Here is a 19092-nt window from a genome sequence, read left to right on the forward strand (position 1 = left end):
TGGTCACTGTTCCCAATCCCCATTCCACAATATCCCAGGTTGTAGAAAATGTTACTAGAATGCTCTTGTCACTGTGGTGCCGTAAAGTACAAAGTACGCAGTTATCATCCTTATCCATTTATGCAATGTTACTGCGAGATTTGCCGCAAAACATCAGGTTCGGGTGGTTATGGAATTAATTTAGCAGGCGATATTCGGACTCTGGAAGTAGAAGGTGAAGAAAATATTACAATTTATCGGGCTAAATTTCAAAATCCCGAAGATCCCGAACCGCAGCAAAGCAACTTAGAACGTCGTTTTTGTAAGCATTGCGGATCTTGTTTGTGGGTGTATAGTCCAGATTATCCAGAATTAATGCACCCGTTTGCGTCGGCTGTAGACACCGAACTACCCAAACCGCCACAGCATACTTATATGATGCTTGATTTTGCTCCTAGTTGGGTAGAAATCCCCGAAAACAGCAGCGATCGCTATCATCAAAGATATCCTGAAGAATCTCTGGCTGAGTGGCATGAAAGAATGGGTTTAGTAGACAATTAGTTAGGTATTGGGGACTGGGTAACTGGGGAGGTGGGTTCAGTTATCAGTGAAAAGTAAACAGTTTATCCTTTTTGTCCTTTCCCTTTTCCCCCTCTTGCTTGCTTGTCTCCAATCTCTACTCTCTACTGATAACTGATAACTGTTCACTGAAATCCCCAATCCCAAACAAGTTAAACTGGGAAATGGTGTGTAGTTGCTGAAGTTAGTTAAGACTGTTAGCAAATTATCTAACGGCGGTATGTGAGAGCGATTGAGTAAAGATGACTCCTATTTTTAAGGTTGGTGACAAAGTAATAAATGCGCATGAAGTTGTCCCTTTACTAGCTGACTATCAACTCCTCCCCCAGCTAATTAGGGAAATAGTCATCGATCAGGCGATCGCGGAGGTAGAATGTACTCCTCAAGAGATCCAATCGGTTTATCAACAATTTTTTCAACAAAATCAACTTACCCCAGCAAATTTACCAGTTTGGTTACAACAAAATAAAATCTCGAAAGAGCAACTTGAAAGTAAACTGTTACGAAAATTAAAGCTAGAAAAATTCAAGCGTCTGACTTGGAGCAATAAAATAGAATCTTACTTTCTCAAAAGAAAAGGACAACTCGATCGCGTGGTATATTCTTTAATCAGGACGCAAAATCCGGGTATCGCTCAAGAACTGTATTTTCGGATTGCGGAAGGAGAAAAAAGTTTCGCCGAACTAGCTCAACAATATTCAGAAGGTTCGGAAGCACAAACTGGTGGTTTAATCGGACCTGTGGAAATTAATACTCCTCACGTGAAGATAGCACAAATGCTCAATTCGGGTAAGCCAGGACAACTTTGGCCCCCGACGCGAGTGGGAGAATGGTTAGTAATTGTTAGGTTAGAAAAATTGTTGCCGGCACAATTAGACGAACCAATGAGACAAAAGTTGCTCAATGAGCTATTTGAGGGCTGGCTATCAGAACAAGTTCAACAAAAAGTGTCTTTTCCACCGTTTAATGGGCAAAATGAAGAAGAGATTGCTAACCAAAGCAGTTAATTAAGCAAAAAAATTGCTGTTTTGTTGACGCATAAATTAACAGTGATGTCTACAAAACAAGGAAACAGGTGTAACTGCTACAGTTGAATTTTAATCGCCCATTAACTTGACTGAGGAAAAAATCTGGTGAAACCCAATGACCTATACGAAAACCAGTATTAAAGAGTTTTTAGCTGGCGTAGAGCCTTTTAACTTACTCAATCCTAACGATCTGACGAAGCTGTCAGAAAAATTGCAGCCTTTGCGTTATCGCATGGGTCAGACAATTTTACTTCGAGAGAGAATGCCTTCGCAAATCGCGCTCGTTTATGAAGGACAGGTACGTCTGTTGGGATACGATCCGCGCACTCAAATGCCAGTAACGCTTAAATTAATGGAACCTGGAGAAATTATTGGCTGGGTAAGTTTGCTGCGGGGAGTTCCTTGCGAAACAGCGATCGCCTCGAATGAATCGATTTGTTTGAGTCTAAATACGAATGATTTTTTGCGGCTGATTGAGCGACACAAAGAGTTTCGCGCCTATTTTCAGGAAAAATGCAGCCCTCTGGAAATTTTTGAGTTACTTGGTGCAGAATTAGACCGACAAGCGTTAGGCGATCGCGATTTAAAAAATTTAACTCGTGATGTCTATCCAGAAGCTAAAGTTGTTTATCTTCCTCCCGGAAGGACGAAAGTATCTCAATTAGAAGACAAACTTTGGTTTGTTAGTGGTGGGGGAACTGTGGAAAATTTCCCTCCTAACAGCCGCTTACTTTTTAACAGTTTGGACGAGCAGATTGTCGTGAAAAACAGTCCGGCTCGTTTAGTTAGTGTTCCGATTGAAGCCCTCGACGACGAGACAGAAGAGGTAGATTTACAACCGCTCGATCTTCAGGATGATAATGATTTCACTGAGGAAATAGCCGATTATCCAGATGAAATAGCTGCTGCTCCCGCCGAACCGCTCCCAGGACAAGATTCTGGTAAAGACGATAATCGCAATCGGAAATACCCGATTATCCGAGGGAGAAAAAACCTGGGTACGGCGGTGGCTTGTTTCCAAATGTTGGCACAACATTTTGGGATGCCTTTTCGCAAAGATGTGATTCGGCGCGTAATTGGCGAACAAATAAATCGTCAGGGTAGTGTCGCGTTACCTTTTTGTGGTGCAGTAGCTGAGTTGATGGGGTTGAATGCTCAGTTAATCAAAATCCCGACTTCTTCAATAACGAAGATTCGCGTTCCCGCACTTGTCCGGATTGGTACGCAAGAAGAAGATAAAACCCTAGCGGTGATCTACGAAGTTAGCGATAAGGCGATCGTGATGGGTATTCCTCAAGCGGGTATCCGTCGCCGCAAACCAGCCCAAATGCGGGAACTTTTGGGCGATGAAGCTGAAGTATTGTTGATCCAAGAAACGAAGGAAACGCCGAAACAACGTTTTGGTTTGCAGTGGTTTGTCCCTTCGCTGATTCGTTATCGTTGGGTGTTGATGGAAGTATTTATTGCTTCCTTTTTCGTGCAGCTATTTGCCCTGGTCAATCCTTTGATGATTCAGGTGATCATTGATAAGGTGATCGTGCAAAATAGTCCCGATACTCTCCATGTCTTGGGTGTTTTCCTACTGGCGATCGCGGTTTTTGAAGCCTTTTTGAGTAGTTTACGCACCTACTTGTTTGTCGATACTACGAACCGCATCGACATGGCTTTGGGTTCGGAAATTATCGACCATTTACTGCGGCTACCTTTACGTTATTTTGAAAAGCGACCTGTGGGCGAACTTTCTTCGCGGGTTAACGAATTGGAAAATATTCGTAAGTTTCTCACGGGTACGGCGCTGACTGTGGTTTTGGATGCAGTGTTTTCCGTGGTTTACATTGCGGTAATGGTCATCTACAGTCCGCTTTTAACCCTGGTTGCTTTAGCTACTGTTCCTTTCTTTATCTTACTAACTTTGATTTTCTCGCCGATTGTCCGCAAACAATTGCGGGTTAAGGCGGAAAAGAATGCTCAAACTCAATCTCACTTGGTCGAGGTATTATCGGGTATTCAAACCGTTAAGGCACAAAATATCGAGCTAAAAACTCGTTGGACTTGGCAGGAACGTTATGCTAGCTATGTTTCGGCTGGTTTTAAAACTGTGGTAACATCTACAGGCGCAGGGGCGGGAAGTAATTTCCTCAATAAGCTGGCGGCATTGTTGGTGCTGTGGGTAGGTGCTAATTTGGTACTTTCGGGCGAGTTGACTTTAGGACAGTTGATCGCTTTCCGGATTATTTCTAGTTATGTGACTTCGCCACTGTTACGTTTGGCGCAAATTTGGCAGAATTTCCAAGAAACAGCTTTGTCTTTAGAACGTTTGAGCGATATTATCGATACTCCTCAAGAAGCTGATAAAACTGACCGCCAAAATATTCCCATGCCCGCGATTAAAGGTGGGGTGAAGTACGAAAATCTTTCTTTCCGCTTTAAACACAATGGTCCGTTGCAGCTTAATAACGTCAGTGTGGAAATTCAGCCAGGGCAATTTGTGGGCATTGTCGGACAAAGTGGTGCTGGTAAGAGTACGTTAACTAAATTGCTGGTTCGGCTTTATGATGCGGAAGCAGGCAGAATTCTGGTTGATGGCTATGATGTGGCTAAGGTAGAACTATATTCTCTCCGGCGACAAATTGGGGTGGTTCCTCAAGATACTTTGTTGTTTGACGGGACGGTGCAAGAAAATATCGCTTTAACTAATCCCGATGCAACTCCAGATGAGATTATTGAAGCTGCTACAGTTGCCGCAGCCCACGAGTTTATTATGGGTCTTCCGGCGGGCTATAACACCAGAGTTGGGGAACGAGGTTCGAGTTTGTCAGGTGGACAACGACAACGGATTGCGATCGCCCGGACTGTTTTGCAGCGCCCCCGAATGTTAGTCTTGGATGAGGCAACTTCTGCCCTGGATTATCAAACTGAACAAGAAGTCTGTACTAATTTGGCGGCAGCATTTAAAGATACTACGGTTTTCTTTATCACTCACCGTTTGGGTACGATTAGAAATGCTGATGTCATTTTGATGATGGATGCTGGGACGATCGCTGAAAAAGGTACTCACGATGAATTGATGGCGCTTAAAGGTCGTTATTATCATCTGTTTATGCAGCAAGAGTCTCAGGTGTAACAGTTAGCAGTTGACAGTGACCAGTGACCAGTTGTCAGCAATTGATGTCGTAGTGCGATCGCCGCAGATAAGTTGAGTTAACACCAAGTGCGATCGCTAGCCATCTGCAAAGATTTTTCTAACCGAGGAAAAACTAAAAGTTCGGTAATTTACTCTCAAGTATTGGAAGTAAAAAGTAGAGGCGCGAAAAAATAAAATTATTATCCAACACCAGCAACAGATCTCGAGAGAGCAATTAAGATAATAAACAGAGAGCAAAGAAATTCTCTTCCTCCAGGAGAGAGAAACTATCGGTGAATAAGTAAAATATCTTCTGCTGCATTTGCTCTTAAACGCGCCAACTACCTTCCATAGCAAGCTCGCGACCAAGAATTTCTTCCGCATCCGCTAGATAAGATTCAGATTATGACTCAAGCTAAGAGAAATCAACCCAACGGCAATCAAAGTACCGTAAATCGCTCTGGACTGCTGAGACAAGGAGCTTCAGCTCAAGACTCCCAAGCACTAGTTCGTTCCCCAGGTAGTGCGATCCAAAATCACTATTTCGAGCAACCAGTAGTGCTGAAACAGTCACCAATGTGGTCGCGGGCGATCGTTTGGACGATTATGGGGGTAGCCACTTTCGGTATCGGTTGGGCTAGTATTGCCAAAATTGAGCAGGTTGTGCCCGCTACAGGTCAGCTTAAACCAACTGGAGCAGTTCAAGAAATTCAAGCCCCAGTAAATGGTAAAGTAACAGAAGTTTATGTTGAAGATGGGGATGTAGTCGAAGCAGGCGAAGTGTTGATGGTCTTCGACTCTACCGCGACCAAAGCCGAATTAGATTCTCAGAAGAAAATTCGCGACTCTTTAACCAAAGAAAATAAATTTTATCGCACTTTGATGGGACAGTCACCATCAAAAGCAGCGATCGAAGCAGCTATTTTACAATTGGATCTCCCCAATGAAGTTGCTTTTATTGCGAGAGAACGCAGTACGCTCCTTGAAGAAAATCAACTGTATCGGATTCAAATTGGCGGTGCAGCCAGTAGTGCTGATTTTGGGATTGATGAATTAGAGCGTTTGCGAGCAGCCAGAGAAGAAGCGCGATCGCGCGAACAAGCAGCCCAGTTGGAAGTCGAACAACTACGCAAGCAACTCGATGAAAACCGGGTTCAGTTAGCTCACGCTCAAACTCAACTCCAAACCGAGCAAGATATTCTCAATGATATTATGCCTTTGGTGCAAGAAGGCGGAATTGCTCGTCTGCAAGGAACCAGACAACAGCAACAAGTCCAAGAAAGACAGGCTGAGGTAGCCCGACTCCAAGAAGAACAACTGCGCTTACAACGCGCGATCGACCAAGGAAGAGAACGTTTAGTTAATACTAAAGCGGCGGCTGACAAAGATGTCCTCGATCGCATCGCAGCTAACAAAAATCGCATCGCTGAAATTGATAGTCAGTTAACAAGAGTTGTGGTCGAAAACGAAAAACGAATCGCTCAACTAGACGCACAAATTTCTCAATCAGAGGTAACTCTCGACTATCAAGAAATTAAAGCTCCTGTGGATGGAGTTGTCTTTGATTTGCAAGCAGGACCAGGCTACGTTCCCAGTCCCAGCAAAACCGAACCTTTGCTGAAAATTGTTCCCAACGACAACCTAGTCGCCGAAGTCTATATTACTAACCGCGATATTGGTTTTGTCGAAAAAGGTATGATAACTGATATCAGAATTAGCTCATTTCCTTTCAGCGAGTTTGGTGACATCAAAGGACAATTAACTTGGATCGGTTCCGATGCTTTACCTCCTGATGAAAATTATCGTTTCTTCCGTTTTCCTGCTACTGTCGAACTCAACAATCAATCTTTGGTGCTTGATAGTGGAAAAGAACTTCCTTTACAGTCGGGTATGGAAGTCAGTGTCAATATTAAAGTTAAAGAAGACCGCACAGTTTTGAGTTTATTCACTGAATTATTTACGAATAAGATTGAAAGCCTCAAGCAAGTGCGTTAAATTGGATCGAGTTGAGATAATTTTCCCACCACAGTTAGTTACCTTAGTGGTGGGATTAAACATTTTTATGTTTAGGAAAATAATGAATGAACCAGAAGTAGCTTATCAGCAAGCGTTAGAAATTTTAACTCAAAAAGGACTTCAACGTGAGTTCATTGAAAATGCCTCGCTCAAAATTAATCATGCTCGGCAATTGAGCGAAATAGGTAGAGAAAAAAAACCGAGCAAAATCCTGGAAATAGGAATCTTTGTCGGTGTTTCGTCAGCGATTCTAGGACTATGCTTACCAGAAACACATATTGTCTCAATTGACCCCGGACTTCCTGTTGAAATACAAGATATTTTAGCTGTCAGAAAATTTGATATTCAGGAAAAACGAACTAATTTGTCTTTCGTCTTAGAGTTACTGAATGATTTAAAAATTGCCGATAGATTTACTCTAACAAAAGGCTTTTTCTCTTGTTGTTTTCCCAATCAAGAAGATAGAGAAAAAGTTGTCAATTATGGAATTAAACTTGACGAATATCAGCTTGTCGGCAAACAGATTTGCGAACAGTATCAACCTTTCGATTTGGTATTTTTAGATGCAGATCATCGAACCTCAGCAGTTGCAAGCGACCTGAAATTAGTTTATCCTTATTTAGCTTCTGGAGGGAAAATTATTTTACATGATGTAGGTTTAGATTATTGGGGAAAACAGGTAAGAATGGGTGTAGAAGAGTTTTTAGCAGAAAATTCTCACGTTAAGTTTGAAATCGAAGGTGAGATAGGTTATCTTTATGAAGAAGATATTTGATAGCTCAAAAAAGTTTCGTGATTGTTGTCAATTTTGACTGACAATATTTAATTAATATTTCCTTGATGTTCGCATTTAAAACCTCTTTCGCGCCATGCTTGTATATTGACATTTTCTAATTTCTTCACTTGAGAACATTCTGGTTGAATAAATGGACTGATTATTGCCCAAAAAAAGCTACGAGTCACATCTAAACTAGTTTTAATTATTGATTCATTATTACCAGGAATTCCTTCTTCTGTAACTATATCTGCTTCTACCCAAATACCACGAGCGCCAAAATGAATTCTTGCCATCCATAAAGCCCTAGGTAAATGAGTTTCAGAAGTAATTAATTTAACTTTTTTAACTCCCCAATTATGTAAAATAGGTACGCTGTAATAAAAATTTCCGAAAGTATTTCTCGCACAATTTTCTAACCAAACTTGTTCTTTTGGTGCTTGCTCTCGAGCGAAAATTAACCAGATGCAGGGGTCGGGAGAACCAGCAGAAATTAAGATTGGTATATTGGGGTTTTCTTTCGCTATTTCAGTGAGATAAATTTCGCGGCGGATACTACCTCCAAGTTCAAAAAATGCACCCACTGGGGCTGAAGCTGCGGCTTGTAATTGAAGTGCGATCGCCAAACTCCATCCTAAGAAAAATAGCCCGACGCTGCTTAAAATAGCCCGACGCAAGATTTGCCATTTTTTCTTACCCTCCCTAGTCTGCCGATTTTTTTTCATAAAAAATAATTAAAATTTAGTTTTTCTCGATCGAGATTGAATACTTCTGTCAAGCTAGCACGTAAATCACTGTTCCGAGTAATTACTGTTTTTTGGGCAACGGCTTTTTCTTATAATATAGACTTTTTTGACAAAAAGACACGAATAGTTATCTGTAAGGATTTTTACTGGATTATTAAAATTTTTGTTTTTAGAGGTAATCCAGAATACAATTTAATAATAATTAAATCAAATTAGAGCTACGTTGTCTTACGTTGAAAAGCTAAAACTGGACTGAGTGATTTCCACTGGATAGTGATAATTTTAAATCAGTAGTCTGACGAATTTACATTTCTTAATAAATTTTTGAATACTGGAGATATCCAAGCAAAACATTCAGGAACAAACGTTAGAAGTAGTGATGAATAAGCAATCAATCGCCAACTTAACTTTTACCACCGCTAGTTTAATCGTTATCGGGGCGATCGCCACTCCCACAGCAGCCGTAGCCCAAATCACTAATTTAGTCGATTCTGCGCTAGAAGCTACTGTAGGAGAAGGTGCTAAAGCAGAAGCTGAAGAAACCACGGAAACTGATGTCGAGAATGTAGGTGGTGCTTCAACTGACTCTCAAACCAACGCTGAAGTTAACGATCTCACAGATGCTGATTTATCTTCCCTAACCGATCTTGAGAATTTGGTCGAAAAAGATGGCGAACTTGAGGTTAAGGTAGAAATTGACGAAGAAGGCGTAAAAGTTGAAGCGGATGCTGACTTAGAAGTCGAAGTTAACGATCTTGCCAAAGTAGGCATTTGTTTAGACGGTAGTGGCTCGATCGCTAGTCCTGACGGTAGTAGTTTAGCCGATTGTAGCCAAGAACCAGAAGTACAATCAGTTCCAGAGCCAACAGCGATCGCGTCTTTCCTTCTCTTTGGAGGTTATTTACTTTCCCGTCGTCGCTGTCACCACAAGTAGGGGACTGGGGATTAGCAGTTACCAGTTAGCAGTTAGCAGTTAGCAGTTACCAGTTATCAGTTTATCTCCTAAGTCTCCCCCGTCCTTACAAGGGAATGTTTTTTAGATTGGGGTGATTTGGAGCGTGGAAAGTGAGGGAAATTAGGGAAGTTGGGAAGCAAAAACTCCTGAAATTTCGCCCTTCATTTTCTGTGCGATCGCACCAATGTTGAAAAGCATACACTTGTAAGTTTCCCCAGTCTCCCTAGTCTCCAATCTCTATGAATAACTGATAACTGTTCACTGTTCACTGTTCACTGAAACCCCCCTTCCCAAAAATTGTAACAAAGCTTTAATACCAATCCCGTGCAGGTTGCGCTAAAGTAGCAATCGTACTCAGCACACCAAGCAAACAACCCGCAATGAGTCCAGCCCGGAAAGCATCTACAAAAATGGTAGCGAAAGCAAGTAGCAGCAGTCCTCATGAGGACTATCGCAAGCTGGATCTAGATAAGCTTACGCCGATGTTACAGCATTATGTAGAGGTGAAGGAAGAGTATCCGAATGCTTTGCTGCTGTATCGCGTAGGTGATTTTTTCGAGTGCTTTTTTCAAGATGCAGTAACGATCGCCCAAGTTTTGGAATTAGCGCTTACTTCTAAGGAAGGGGGTAAAGAAATTGGACGAGTGCGGATGACAGGCGTACCGCATCATGCTTTAGATAGATATACGACGATGTTAGTCGAAAAAGGTTACGCGATCGTCATTTGCGATCAAGTGGAAGATGCAGCAACGGCGGCGGCTGAAGGGAGAATGGTACGTCGGGAGATTCAAAAGTTATTAACTCCGGGTACATTAACTGACGATCGAATGCTTTCCCCACGACGGAATAATTTTTTAGCGGCGGTAGTAATTGCCGGAGATCGTTGGGGTTTAGCTTATGCAGATATTTCCACTGGGGAATTTTTTACGACTCAAGGACAAGATTTAGATCCCTTAGCTAACGAGTTGTTACGTTTGCAACCATCAGAGATTTTAATTCCGACCAATGCGCCAGATGTGGGTGCTTTGTTACGTCCAGGAGAGCGATCGCCGAGCATACCAGATAGTTTACCAGATTCATTTTGTTATTCGTTGCGATCGCAAAAACATTTTACCCAAGTTGAAGCCAGAGAAAGATTATTAGCCAAATTCAACGTGCGATCGCTCGAAGGCATGGGTTGCGCAAATAAAATTTTCAGCATTCGCGCGGCAGGTGGCTTATTAGAATATCTCGAAGATACTCAAAAAGCTTTTCAAGTTCCCCTGCAACCTTTACGCACTTATGCCTTAGCCGATTATCTCATTCTCGATCGCCAAACTATACGCAACCTCGAAATTATTCAAACAGTTCGCGATGGCACTTTTTACGGTTCCCTTTTATGGGCGCTAGAGCGCACTTCTACTGCAATGGGAGGTAGGGCTTTACGACGTTGGTTACTCCAACCTTTAATCGAGATTAAAGGTATTAACGCCCGTCAAGATACGATTGAAGAATTAGTTTCTCAAACTTCCCTTCGTCAAGATTTGCGTCAGTTACTTAGAGAAATATACGACATTGAACGCCTCGCGGGAAGAGTAGGTTCGGGATCGGCGAATGCGCGAGAATTATTAAACTTGGCTAATTCTTTGGTCAAATTAACCGAACTAGTCGAATTAGCTTCTCGTGGTGTTTCTCCTTATTTAAGAGCATTGCAACGTATTCCTCCCGAATTAGAACAACTCGGACATCATGTAATTGCTCATTTAGTTGATGAACTTCCTCAACACTTGAAAGATGGCGGTATAATTCGCGAAGGAATTAGTTCAAAACTTGATGCACGACGCAAAGAACTAGAAGCAGACCAAAAATGGATTGCCGAACTGGAAGTACAAGAAAGAGAACGTACTGGTATTCCTAAACTAAAAGTAGGCTATAACAAAACCTTTGGCTACTATATTAGTATGCCTCGTTCCAAAGCAGAAGACGCGCCAGAAAATTATACCCGCAAGCAAACTTTAACCAACGAAGAAAGATATATTACTTCGGAATTAAAAGAAAGAGAAACGCGCATTTTAACCGCTAAAGAGGACTTAAATCAAATCGAATACGAGATTTTTGCGGCATTGAGGGCGGAAGTAGCGGAAGCAGCTCAAAAAATTCGTAACGCAGCCAAAGCAGTTGCCGCGATTGACGTACTTGCAGGGTTATCAGAAGTCGCAGTATATCAAGTTTATTGTCGCCCGGAAATGACCCCAGGACGAGAAATTGCGATTATCGATGGCAGACATCCGGTAGTCGAACAATCTCTCGGTACGGGAATGTTTGTTCCTAATTCTACGGAAATGGGTCGAGTAAATAACGATCGACCAGATTTAGTGATTCTCACCGGACCAAATGCAAGTGGCAAAAGTTGTTATTTGCGTCAGGTAGGATTAATTCAGTTAATGGCGCAAATTGGCAGTTTTGTCCCCGCGACAGCAGCTAAATTGGGAGTATGCGATCGCATTTTTACTCGTGTGGGTGCGGTGGACGATTTGGCTACTGGTCAATCTACTTTTATGGTAGAAATGAATGAAACCGCCAATATTCTCAATCATGCTACACCGAAATCTTTAGTTTTACTCGATGAAATTGGACGGGGAACGGCAACTTTTGACGGACTTTCGATTGCTTGGGCGGTGGCAGAATATCTGGCTAATGAAATTACCGCCCGGACAATTTTTGCTACTCACTATCACGAGTTAAATGAGTTGGCTTCGATTTTAGAAAATGTGGCTAATTATCAGGTGACGGTGAAAGAATTACCGAATGAAATTGTCTTTTTGCATCAAGTTCGTCCCGGTGGTGCAGATCGTTCTTATGGTATTGAAGCAGGGCGTTTGGCTGGTTTGCCGAGTTCGGTGATTAAACGTGCTAAACAAGTGATGAAACAAATTGAACAACATAGTAAAATTGCTTTGGGGTTGCGATCGGGGATTGAGGAAAATGAGTTTTGAGTTGGTTTTAGTTATGGGTAGAAGGTTATTTTCTCGCGTCAAGACGCAGAGACGCAAAGAGAAGCGCGAAGGATGGTTATCTTGGTTGGGGGTGGGGTGTTTTTTGACTGTTTTGTTTTGGGGTGGTGTGAGTGAGGGACGGGAGTTTACTGAGGCTGAAATTGAGTCTTTAATTCGACAGTTACCGGCAACTAGGGAAGAGTTGAATGATTCGCTGCAAGGGCGAAGATTGGAGGATTTGATTCGGGAAAAATCTCCTTTGTTTTACTATTTTTTGCAGTTACAACAACCCCAAGAAAGAAATTTGCAACAGGAAAGTGAAGCTCAAATTCGGGAACTTTTAGAACGTCCAACCTCTCTCCAACAGCAAATTTTACAGCAACAAATTGAGGAAATTGAAAGAAATCGCGGTAATTCTTCGGAGTCGCTAGTATTTTTTTAGCGCTATCTCTAATTAACAAATATTGGCGATCGATTCATTAATTGAAGATCTAAATTTCTCAGGTTATTCCTGAAATTCCTCTTACATAAGTTCGGCTGCTTTCTTGGTCATACATACCCAGATTTACCAGTATTTGTACGCTAAAAGTACCTTCTAGATCGGGCTCGATATCGCCTTCAAAGTGATTTACGAACCAGATTAAAAAATTAGTAAATTATCCGATTGGGGTTGAGGAATTTTTCCCTTTCTGCCCCTCTGTTGTTTGCAATACTCGACTGGCATTAAGAATCGCTAATAAAGCCACTCCTACATCAGCAAATACGGCTTCCCAGAGGCTTGCTACTCCGATCGCGCCCAGACCAATAAAAACGATTTTCACTCCTAAAGCGATGATAATGTTTTGCCAGACAATTCTCAGAGTTCGGCGGGAAATGGCGATCGCTTCTGCTACTTTCGAGGGTGCATCGGTCATAATAACTACGTCGGCGGTTTCAATGGCTGCGTCTGAACCTAATCCGCCCATTGCAATTCCGACATCAGCACGAGCAATTACTGGTGCGTCGTTGATGCCATCGCCAACAAATACTACTTTATGGTGAGTCTGGTTTACTTTTCTGACGATCTCCTCTAAAGCATTCACCTTATCCTCTGGTAAAAGTTCGGCTTGATAGCGATCGATTTTGAGTTCGCGAGCAATCTTTTCTGCTATGGGCTGACTGTCTCCTGTGAGCATTACGGTTTGAATTTGCTGTTGATGTAGTGCTTGAATCGCTTTGAGAGCATCTTTTTTCAGTTCATCGGCAATCATAATTCGCCCACTGTATTCACCATCGATCGCTAAGTGAGCGACGGTACCATCTACGACACAAACATCGTGGGGAATTTCTTCTCGACGTAGTAGGCGATCGTTTCCTGCGAGTACAACTCTACCGTCAACTTGGGCGCGAATACCGTGTCCGGCAATTTCTTGATAATTTTTTAATTGAGAAGCATCAATCGGTTTTCCGTAGGCTTGTCGAATCGACTGGGCTACGGGATGATTTGACCCAGATTCGGCTTTGGCAGCTAATTCTAACAGTTGCTCTTGACTCAAACCATTATGGGAAATAATCTCAGTGACTCGAAAGTTACCTTCGGTAAGCGTCCCTGTTTTATCGAAGACGACGGTTTTTACTTGAGTTAGAGCATCCAAAAAGGTGGAGCCTTTAATCAAAATACCTCGCTTGGCTGCTCCACCAATACCGCCAAAGTAACCTAGAGGAATACTAATGACTAAGCCACAGGGACAAGAAATTACCAACAGCACCAAGGCTCGATAAGTCCAGGTATTTGCTGTTGCTCCTGAAATCAGCAAGGGTGGTAACAGGGCAACTGCTAGGGAAAGAAAGACGACGATGGGTGTATAGTAACGGGCAAAGCGGGTAATAAACTTTTCGGTGTCGGCTTTTTTGCTTCTGGCGTTTTCTACTAACTCTAAAATTTTGGCAATGGATGACTCGCCAAAAAGCTTGGTAACGCGAATGGTTAGCCCTCCCGACTGGGCGATCGTTCCGGCTAAGACGATATCTCCGGTTACGACTGTACGAGGTACTGATTCTCCTGTTAAGGCGGAAGTATCTAGTTGCGAACTTCCTTCGATAATCTCTCCGTCGAGGGGGATTTTCTCGCCTGGACGTACCCGAATTATCTCCCCAATCTTAACTCGATCGGGGGAAACGGTTTTGATCTCGCCGTTAACTAAAAGGTTGGCAGTATCGGGACGCACTTCTAGTAAGGCTCGAATCGAACGACGCGATCGCCCTACGGCTAAACCCTGTACCAATTCTCCTATTTGAAAAAACAGCATTACGGCTACGGCTTCTGGTAGTTCGTGAATGGCGATCGCGCCGATGGTAGCAATGGTCATCAGAAAGTTCTCGTCAAAGATGCGACCTCGCAATATATTCCGCCCCGCAGTGGTTAATACTCCCCAACCACATAGTAAGTAAGCAGGAATCAGCACAGCATATTCGGCAAGAGAAAAGGGAGTATTATGTAAAGGATCGTGAAATATCACTCCGATTAATAAAAGTGGTGTGGCGATCGCGATCGGTCTTAATTCACGCCACCAGTTAAATTCACTCGCGTCGTGACTGTTACCGCAACACTCATCATGGTGAGTTTCAACCTCACAAACAGCTTCGAGGGAATGCCCAGAGTTACTGCGATCGCCACACTCATTATGGGTTGTTACTTCAGATACGGGTTCGGGGGAATGCTCGTTACAGCATCCTTGATGATGATGGTGTTCTGCCATAGCAATACCTACTGTGAGAAACTTCTGAATATCTGAAAGATTATTCAGATGAAAGATTATTCAAATTATAGAGTAAGTAGCTGTGCAAAACAAATTATTTGTTTTCCCTTGACTGTAAAGTCTGACTAAATTCTCTCAAAGCTACAGAAGAACCGACTTGCCAAGCGCGATCGACATATTGAGTAACAATTTCTTTGACCGAAAAATCGAGAAAAATAAGACTGGTATCGGTTTCTACATAGCTGTTATCGGTAAAACGATAGATGTGTAACTCATTAGCTTTGTAAATCCAGACTTCGGGAATTGCTAGAGAAATGTAATCTTCGATGCGAGTAAAAGATGTAACATCGATCTCAATTGCTAAATCGGGTGGCGGATCGATACTCATATCTAGCTTACGTTTTCCCAGTATTGCTTGATAATTCTCGATATAAAAACAAGCATCGGGTTCTAATCCCGGTTCTTTCCCATACCTTAGTGTTATCGGGTGAAAGCTATCCCAATCTCGGTCTTGATGACGTAGTAGTGCTTTGACTAAATCGACAATAACATCAATTTCTTTGCCATGTTCGGGTAAGGGACTCATCAGTAATATGTGGTTATCCCGGAAACGAAGACGGGGAATAGCGCGATCGCCTAACCGTTCTAAAAGTTGTTCGTAATCGGCTATAGTACCAGGAAACTGTAATCTTGTTCCTGCGGGAAGATCGATTTTATCTGGGGTGATAGTCGGTAACATCTTTTTGAGATTTAATTTTATCCTTCATCGAGGTGGTCGGCTACTTCTCGATAGAGAGTCACAATATGGTCGTCAGCAAGACTATAATAGACGTTGCGACCTTGACGACGATATTTGACGAGCTTTTGCGATCGCAACACTCTTAGCTGATGAGATACCGCCGATTCGCCCATTTTGACGCTCGCTGCTAAGTCGCAAACACAAAGCTCTTGCTGCGCTAAAGCTGAAAGCAATTTTAGCCGATGAGGGTCAGAGAGAACGCTAAAAAATTCTGCCATTTGTTGCGCCTTTTCGGTTGCTAGAACCTTACGTTGAACCTGCCACACATTATCTAGATGAACTAAAGATTCTTCACAGCCAGGAGCATCAGAAGATAAAGGAGTTTGTTTATTTAAGGAACTAGAGTCAGCCATGCGAAATTAGTTTTTAGACTTGACTCTATGATACTAAGAATCATTACCATTTGAATAGTCGTTCAGATAATGGGATGTTTAACCCGATCTTAATATCGAGCTAATTTTGCGCCTTTTTTGCCTGTGGTGAGCCAAATTAGCGCCCTAGCTCCGTCGCGGACGCATTTGCTAACTGGTTCTGTTTTTTTCTCTGAAGGTACAGAAATCGGTTTGAGGACTATGCCTCGACTTCCGAAGACGATTTCGCCAATGACGCGGGCGCGACGCATATGATAGTCGGAGGTAACGAGGTAAACACTATCTATATTTTCTGCTTGCAATTCGTCCACTAATGTGGTAAAGTTCGTAACTGTATCGAGAGCGCTACGGTCGATGTGGAGACGCGATCGCTCAATCCCCGCATTGTTAAAAATTCTTTCCGCATACCAGTGAGGACTACCACCAGACACCCAAATATGTAACTCTGGATCTTGTTGAGCTAATTTGGCGGCAAACCGTTCTCTTTCTTCAGCTCCACCTAGCACAAAAACTGCTTCAGGTTTGACGATATAACTCATTACTTCTCGATAGCCAAACCACAAAGAAACAGCAATTATTGGTAACAACCAGACACCCAGACGAAAGCGATTTCGCTGACGATTACGAAAAAGATTTTTTTGCTTGTGAGAACCAATTTTTAACAACATGAATAAGATACTTTTTCTGGTTGTTTTGGAAAAAATAGACAAGTAAGTTTAAACTCCTCGCCTTAGTTTACCGCTAAAAACAGTAAAAAGTAACCAGGATTTCACCCTTATTTAAGGTTATTTTCAACGGGACTGGCCGGATTTGAACCGGCGACCTAGCGCTTCAGATTTGTGTGAGTTTCCTCACTCTCCGGACTATTCCTTCACCCTAGGTATTTTACCTTTAGGTGGTAGCCGTTATGTTGTAGGAGGTTTGTATTTTATAAAGCATACTAGGATGGATATAAGGTCGCAAAAAGTCAAGAAATTTTTTTCCTTCTTTTGTCCCCATTCGCAAACGGTAAGTTTCTTTCGCTTTACTTAGTCCCCATCTAAATCCCCATAAGTCAGAAAAATAAGTAACAATCAGCTCATTTTCTAACTTAGATAGATAAGTATTTAGGGTAACTTCGAGAGCGTGAATTTTACCGTTTTTCTTCTTAAAGGACTTGGAACCTTTATCCATGAACCATATTGCTATTCCTTGGGGAGTTAAGAGATTCAGGAAATTTCTCGTAATTGTTAGATTTTTTCCTGGATATAACTTTTTAATCAACACCCTGGTTAAAGGAATTAACTTTGGTTCAATCCGAAAAAGAACTTTGCCTTTTTTCGTTTTCCATTGAGAAATACTAACTGGTTTGAGGGTAATTTGTTCGAGAAGATGCTGCTTAAAAATTAAGTAATCTTCTTGATTTTCACTGTGTTCGATAAAGAAGTTATTCTCACGAATTTTTCCTGTACCCAACAACATTCCAGCTAGTACGCCTCGTTGCTCTACTTTTGATGAGACATTGTAGTCCATCATGCGATCGCTCTCTACAACCAGTCTCTGCACCTTCCAGACGATATTGGAAATATCGCTTGGCTTGGCTCAAGATTACCTTATCTGTTACTAGACAGACTTAGGCTTCCTTGACTTTGACTACATTCATGCGTGAAGTTTCCCTCACGATGCCCGATCTTTCAGGAGGCGCTTGCTCTATCCAACTGAGCCACAGCCCCAAAATTGATCCTTAAATATCATAGCAGTTATCGTTAACAGTTGGGGACTGGGAAGAGGGGGAAGACAAGGAGGAGGGGGAAGACAAGGAGGAGGGGGAAGACAAGGAGGAAGTGGATGGTAAACTGCTAATTGTTCACTGACTACTGATAACTGATAACTGGTAACTGTTCACTGTTCACTGAACCCAGTCCCTAATCACCAACTACCATGAATCCAGGGTTCTTGCCAAGGGATGCCGCCGCCAACTTCTAAACCTGAGAGAGAACTGGTAGCATGGAGAATAATTTTACCGTGGCGATCGCGTAACTCTAGCTTTAATTTTCCTTTCATCGTGTCTTGACAGCAAAAAATTAAGCCTTTTTCTGTCGGTGCGCGTAGAGGTGTTCCCGGTAAATCGGTAGTTGCGGTTAATTCTACTTCATACCAGAGGTTACGCGCTTGCATTGACCATCTACCCCAAGGCTGAATTTGCCAACTTACCTGAGAATTCCAAGGGACGAATTCGTAAAATTTGCCTTGATGGTGAAAGCAAATTAGCGCTACTTCTTCCATCCACCATAATAAGCCACGTTTGCCACCACCTGCGGTTAAAGCTAAGTCAGGTTCGTTGTCAAAGCTGTTACAGTTAACCCAAAACCACTTTTGGGGGAAAGAACGACCCCAATTTTTTTCACTATAAGCCGGAACTTTAGTAAACTCGTAACGTTGACCATTCCAGTCAATCCAACCTGTAGCTAAACCATGCGCGAGCATAATTTGCCAACCTGGTTCAAAAATTGGCAAAAATGAGAGCCAACCTGCGGTAGCTTGTTGAGGAAGTTTGGGATCGCCCCAACCATAAACAGGTTCAATTTCATAATACCAGCGACAGTAGCGATCGCTACTCGGATCGTGAATAAATCCTTGGTGGAATTTTGCTGTAGCTTGATAACCTTCTTTTATGTGACACTCAAAATCTCCGCGATCGAGTAAACTTGCAGGTGCAGCTAAATCAGTTTTTCCCCAATGTCCTAATCCTAAGCGATCTTGCAGCGCCCAGAAACCATTTACATCCGGGAAAGTACGACAGAGATATTCATCATTTGGTCCGAGTATTTGCGCTGCACCACCGCTATGAGGTTTACCACCAATCGGATCGTCGATAGAATACATAAATCCGAAAGTTTCACCTACTTTTGGGAGAGTAACCCGATAATACCAACCTTCAAAAAAACGTGCGTCACTACCATCCCAATGATAGCCGCTATGAGGTGTTTGCAGAGTATCAGTCATGAAATTCAACGCTTTACTTATC

15 protein-coding genes are annotated in these 19092 nt (G+C 42.4%); 8 read left to right on the forward strand and 7 right to left on the reverse strand.

All coding sequences use genetic code 11. The features are described 5' to 3' along the window. The first annotated feature begins 48 nt into the window (after window positions 1-48). The 5 genes from G3T18_RS12000 (at window position 49) to G3T18_RS12020 (ending at window position 7501) form a co-directional block, all read left to right on the forward strand. A complete protein-coding gene (locus G3T18_RS12000; RefSeq protein ID WP_224410793.1) occupies window positions 49-540 on the forward strand; it encodes a GFA family protein in 492 nt (163 codons plus the stop codon). Window positions 541-800: 260 nt separating this feature from the next. Beyond that, entirely contained in the window at window positions 801-1565 is a 765-nt protein-coding gene (locus G3T18_RS12005) for a peptidylprolyl isomerase (protein ID WP_224410794.1), read from the forward strand. Between the two features lie 136 nt (window positions 1566-1701). After that, window positions 1702-4710 carry a peptidase domain-containing ABC transporter gene (locus tag G3T18_RS12010; protein ID WP_224410795.1) on the forward strand — a complete coding sequence of 1003 codons (3009 nt, stop codon included), beginning with the start codon at window positions 1702-1704 and terminating at the stop codon, window positions 4708-4710. A gap of 405 nt (window positions 4711-5115) precedes the next feature. Then, window positions 5116-6705, forward strand: coding sequence for an HlyD family efflux transporter periplasmic adaptor subunit (locus G3T18_RS12015; protein WP_224410796.1), 1590 nt, complete (start codon window positions 5116-5118; stop codon window positions 6703-6705). Between the two features lie 82 nt (window positions 6706-6787). Then, window positions 6788-7501 (forward strand): class I SAM-dependent methyltransferase, encoded by a 714-nt coding sequence (locus tag G3T18_RS12020; protein WP_224410797.1) that lies wholly within the window; start codon window positions 6788-6790, stop codon window positions 7499-7501. 47 nt (window positions 7502-7548) lie between these two features. On the opposite strand, the gene G3T18_RS12025 is transcribed toward G3T18_RS12020, so the two are convergent. Continuing rightward, window positions 7549-8226 (reverse strand): YdcF family protein, encoded by a 678-nt coding sequence (locus G3T18_RS12025; RefSeq protein WP_224410798.1) that lies wholly within the window; start codon window positions 8224-8226, stop codon window positions 7549-7551. Window positions 8227-8626: 400 nt separating this feature from the next. On the opposite strand from G3T18_RS12025, the gene G3T18_RS12030 reads away from it, so the two are divergent. The 3 genes from G3T18_RS12030 (at window position 8627) to G3T18_RS12040 (ending at window position 12619) form a co-directional block, all read left to right on the forward strand. Beyond that, a complete protein-coding gene (locus tag G3T18_RS12030; RefSeq protein ID WP_224410799.1) occupies window positions 8627-9181 on the forward strand; it encodes a PEP-CTERM sorting domain-containing protein in 555 nt (184 codons plus the stop codon). A gap of 431 nt (window positions 9182-9612) precedes the next feature. After that, the gene (gene mutS, locus G3T18_RS12035; RefSeq protein ID WP_224410828.1) at window positions 9613-12177 is read left to right on the forward strand and encodes a DNA mismatch repair protein MutS; all 2565 of its coding nucleotides are present in this window, start codon (window positions 9613-9615) and stop codon (window positions 12175-12177) included. After that, window positions 12167-12619, forward strand: coding sequence for a hypothetical protein (locus G3T18_RS12040; RefSeq protein WP_224410800.1), 453 nt, complete (start codon window positions 12167-12169; stop codon window positions 12617-12619). The genes mutS and G3T18_RS12040 overlap by 11 nt, the downstream gene beginning before the upstream one ends. A gap of 214 nt (window positions 12620-12833) precedes the next feature. On the opposite strand, the gene G3T18_RS12045 is transcribed toward G3T18_RS12040, so the two are convergent. The 6 genes from G3T18_RS12045 to G3T18_RS12070 form a co-directional block, all read right to left on the reverse strand. Then, complete coding sequence (locus tag G3T18_RS12045) at window positions 12834-14915, reverse strand: heavy metal translocating P-type ATPase (protein WP_224410801.1); 2082 nt, start codon at window positions 14913-14915, stop codon at window positions 12834-12836. A gap of 94 nt (window positions 14916-15009) precedes the next feature. Then, entirely contained in the window at window positions 15010-15654 is a 645-nt protein-coding gene (locus G3T18_RS12050) for a Uma2 family endonuclease (RefSeq protein ID WP_224410802.1), read from the reverse strand. Window positions 15655-15671: 17 nt separating this feature from the next. Continuing rightward, window positions 15672-16067, reverse strand: a complete 396-nt coding sequence (locus G3T18_RS12055; protein ID WP_224410803.1) for an ArsR/SmtB family transcription factor — start codon at window positions 16065-16067, stop codon at window positions 15672-15674. An 89-nt stretch (window positions 16068-16156) separates the two neighbouring features. Further along, window positions 16157-16753 carry a YdcF family protein gene (locus G3T18_RS12060; RefSeq protein ID WP_224410804.1) on the reverse strand — a complete coding sequence of 199 codons (597 nt, stop codon included), beginning with the start codon at window positions 16751-16753 and terminating at the stop codon, window positions 16157-16159. A 223-nt stretch (window positions 16754-16976) separates the two neighbouring features. Continuing rightward, window positions 16977-17630 carry a DNA endonuclease gene (locus tag G3T18_RS12065; protein WP_224410805.1) on the reverse strand — a complete coding sequence of 218 codons (654 nt, stop codon included), beginning with the start codon at window positions 17628-17630 and terminating at the stop codon, window positions 16977-16979. 363 nt (window positions 17631-17993) lie between these two features. Continuing rightward, complete coding sequence (locus tag G3T18_RS12070; RefSeq protein WP_224410806.1) at window positions 17994-19070, reverse strand: tocopherol cyclase family protein; 1077 nt, start codon at window positions 19068-19070, stop codon at window positions 17994-17996. Window positions 19071-19092 lie beyond the last annotated feature (22 nt).

Origin of the sequence: Oscillatoria salina IIICB1 (assembly GCF_020144665.1) — a bacterium.
GTDB lineage: Bacteria > Cyanobacteriota > Cyanobacteriia > Cyanobacteriales > SIO1D9 > IIICB1.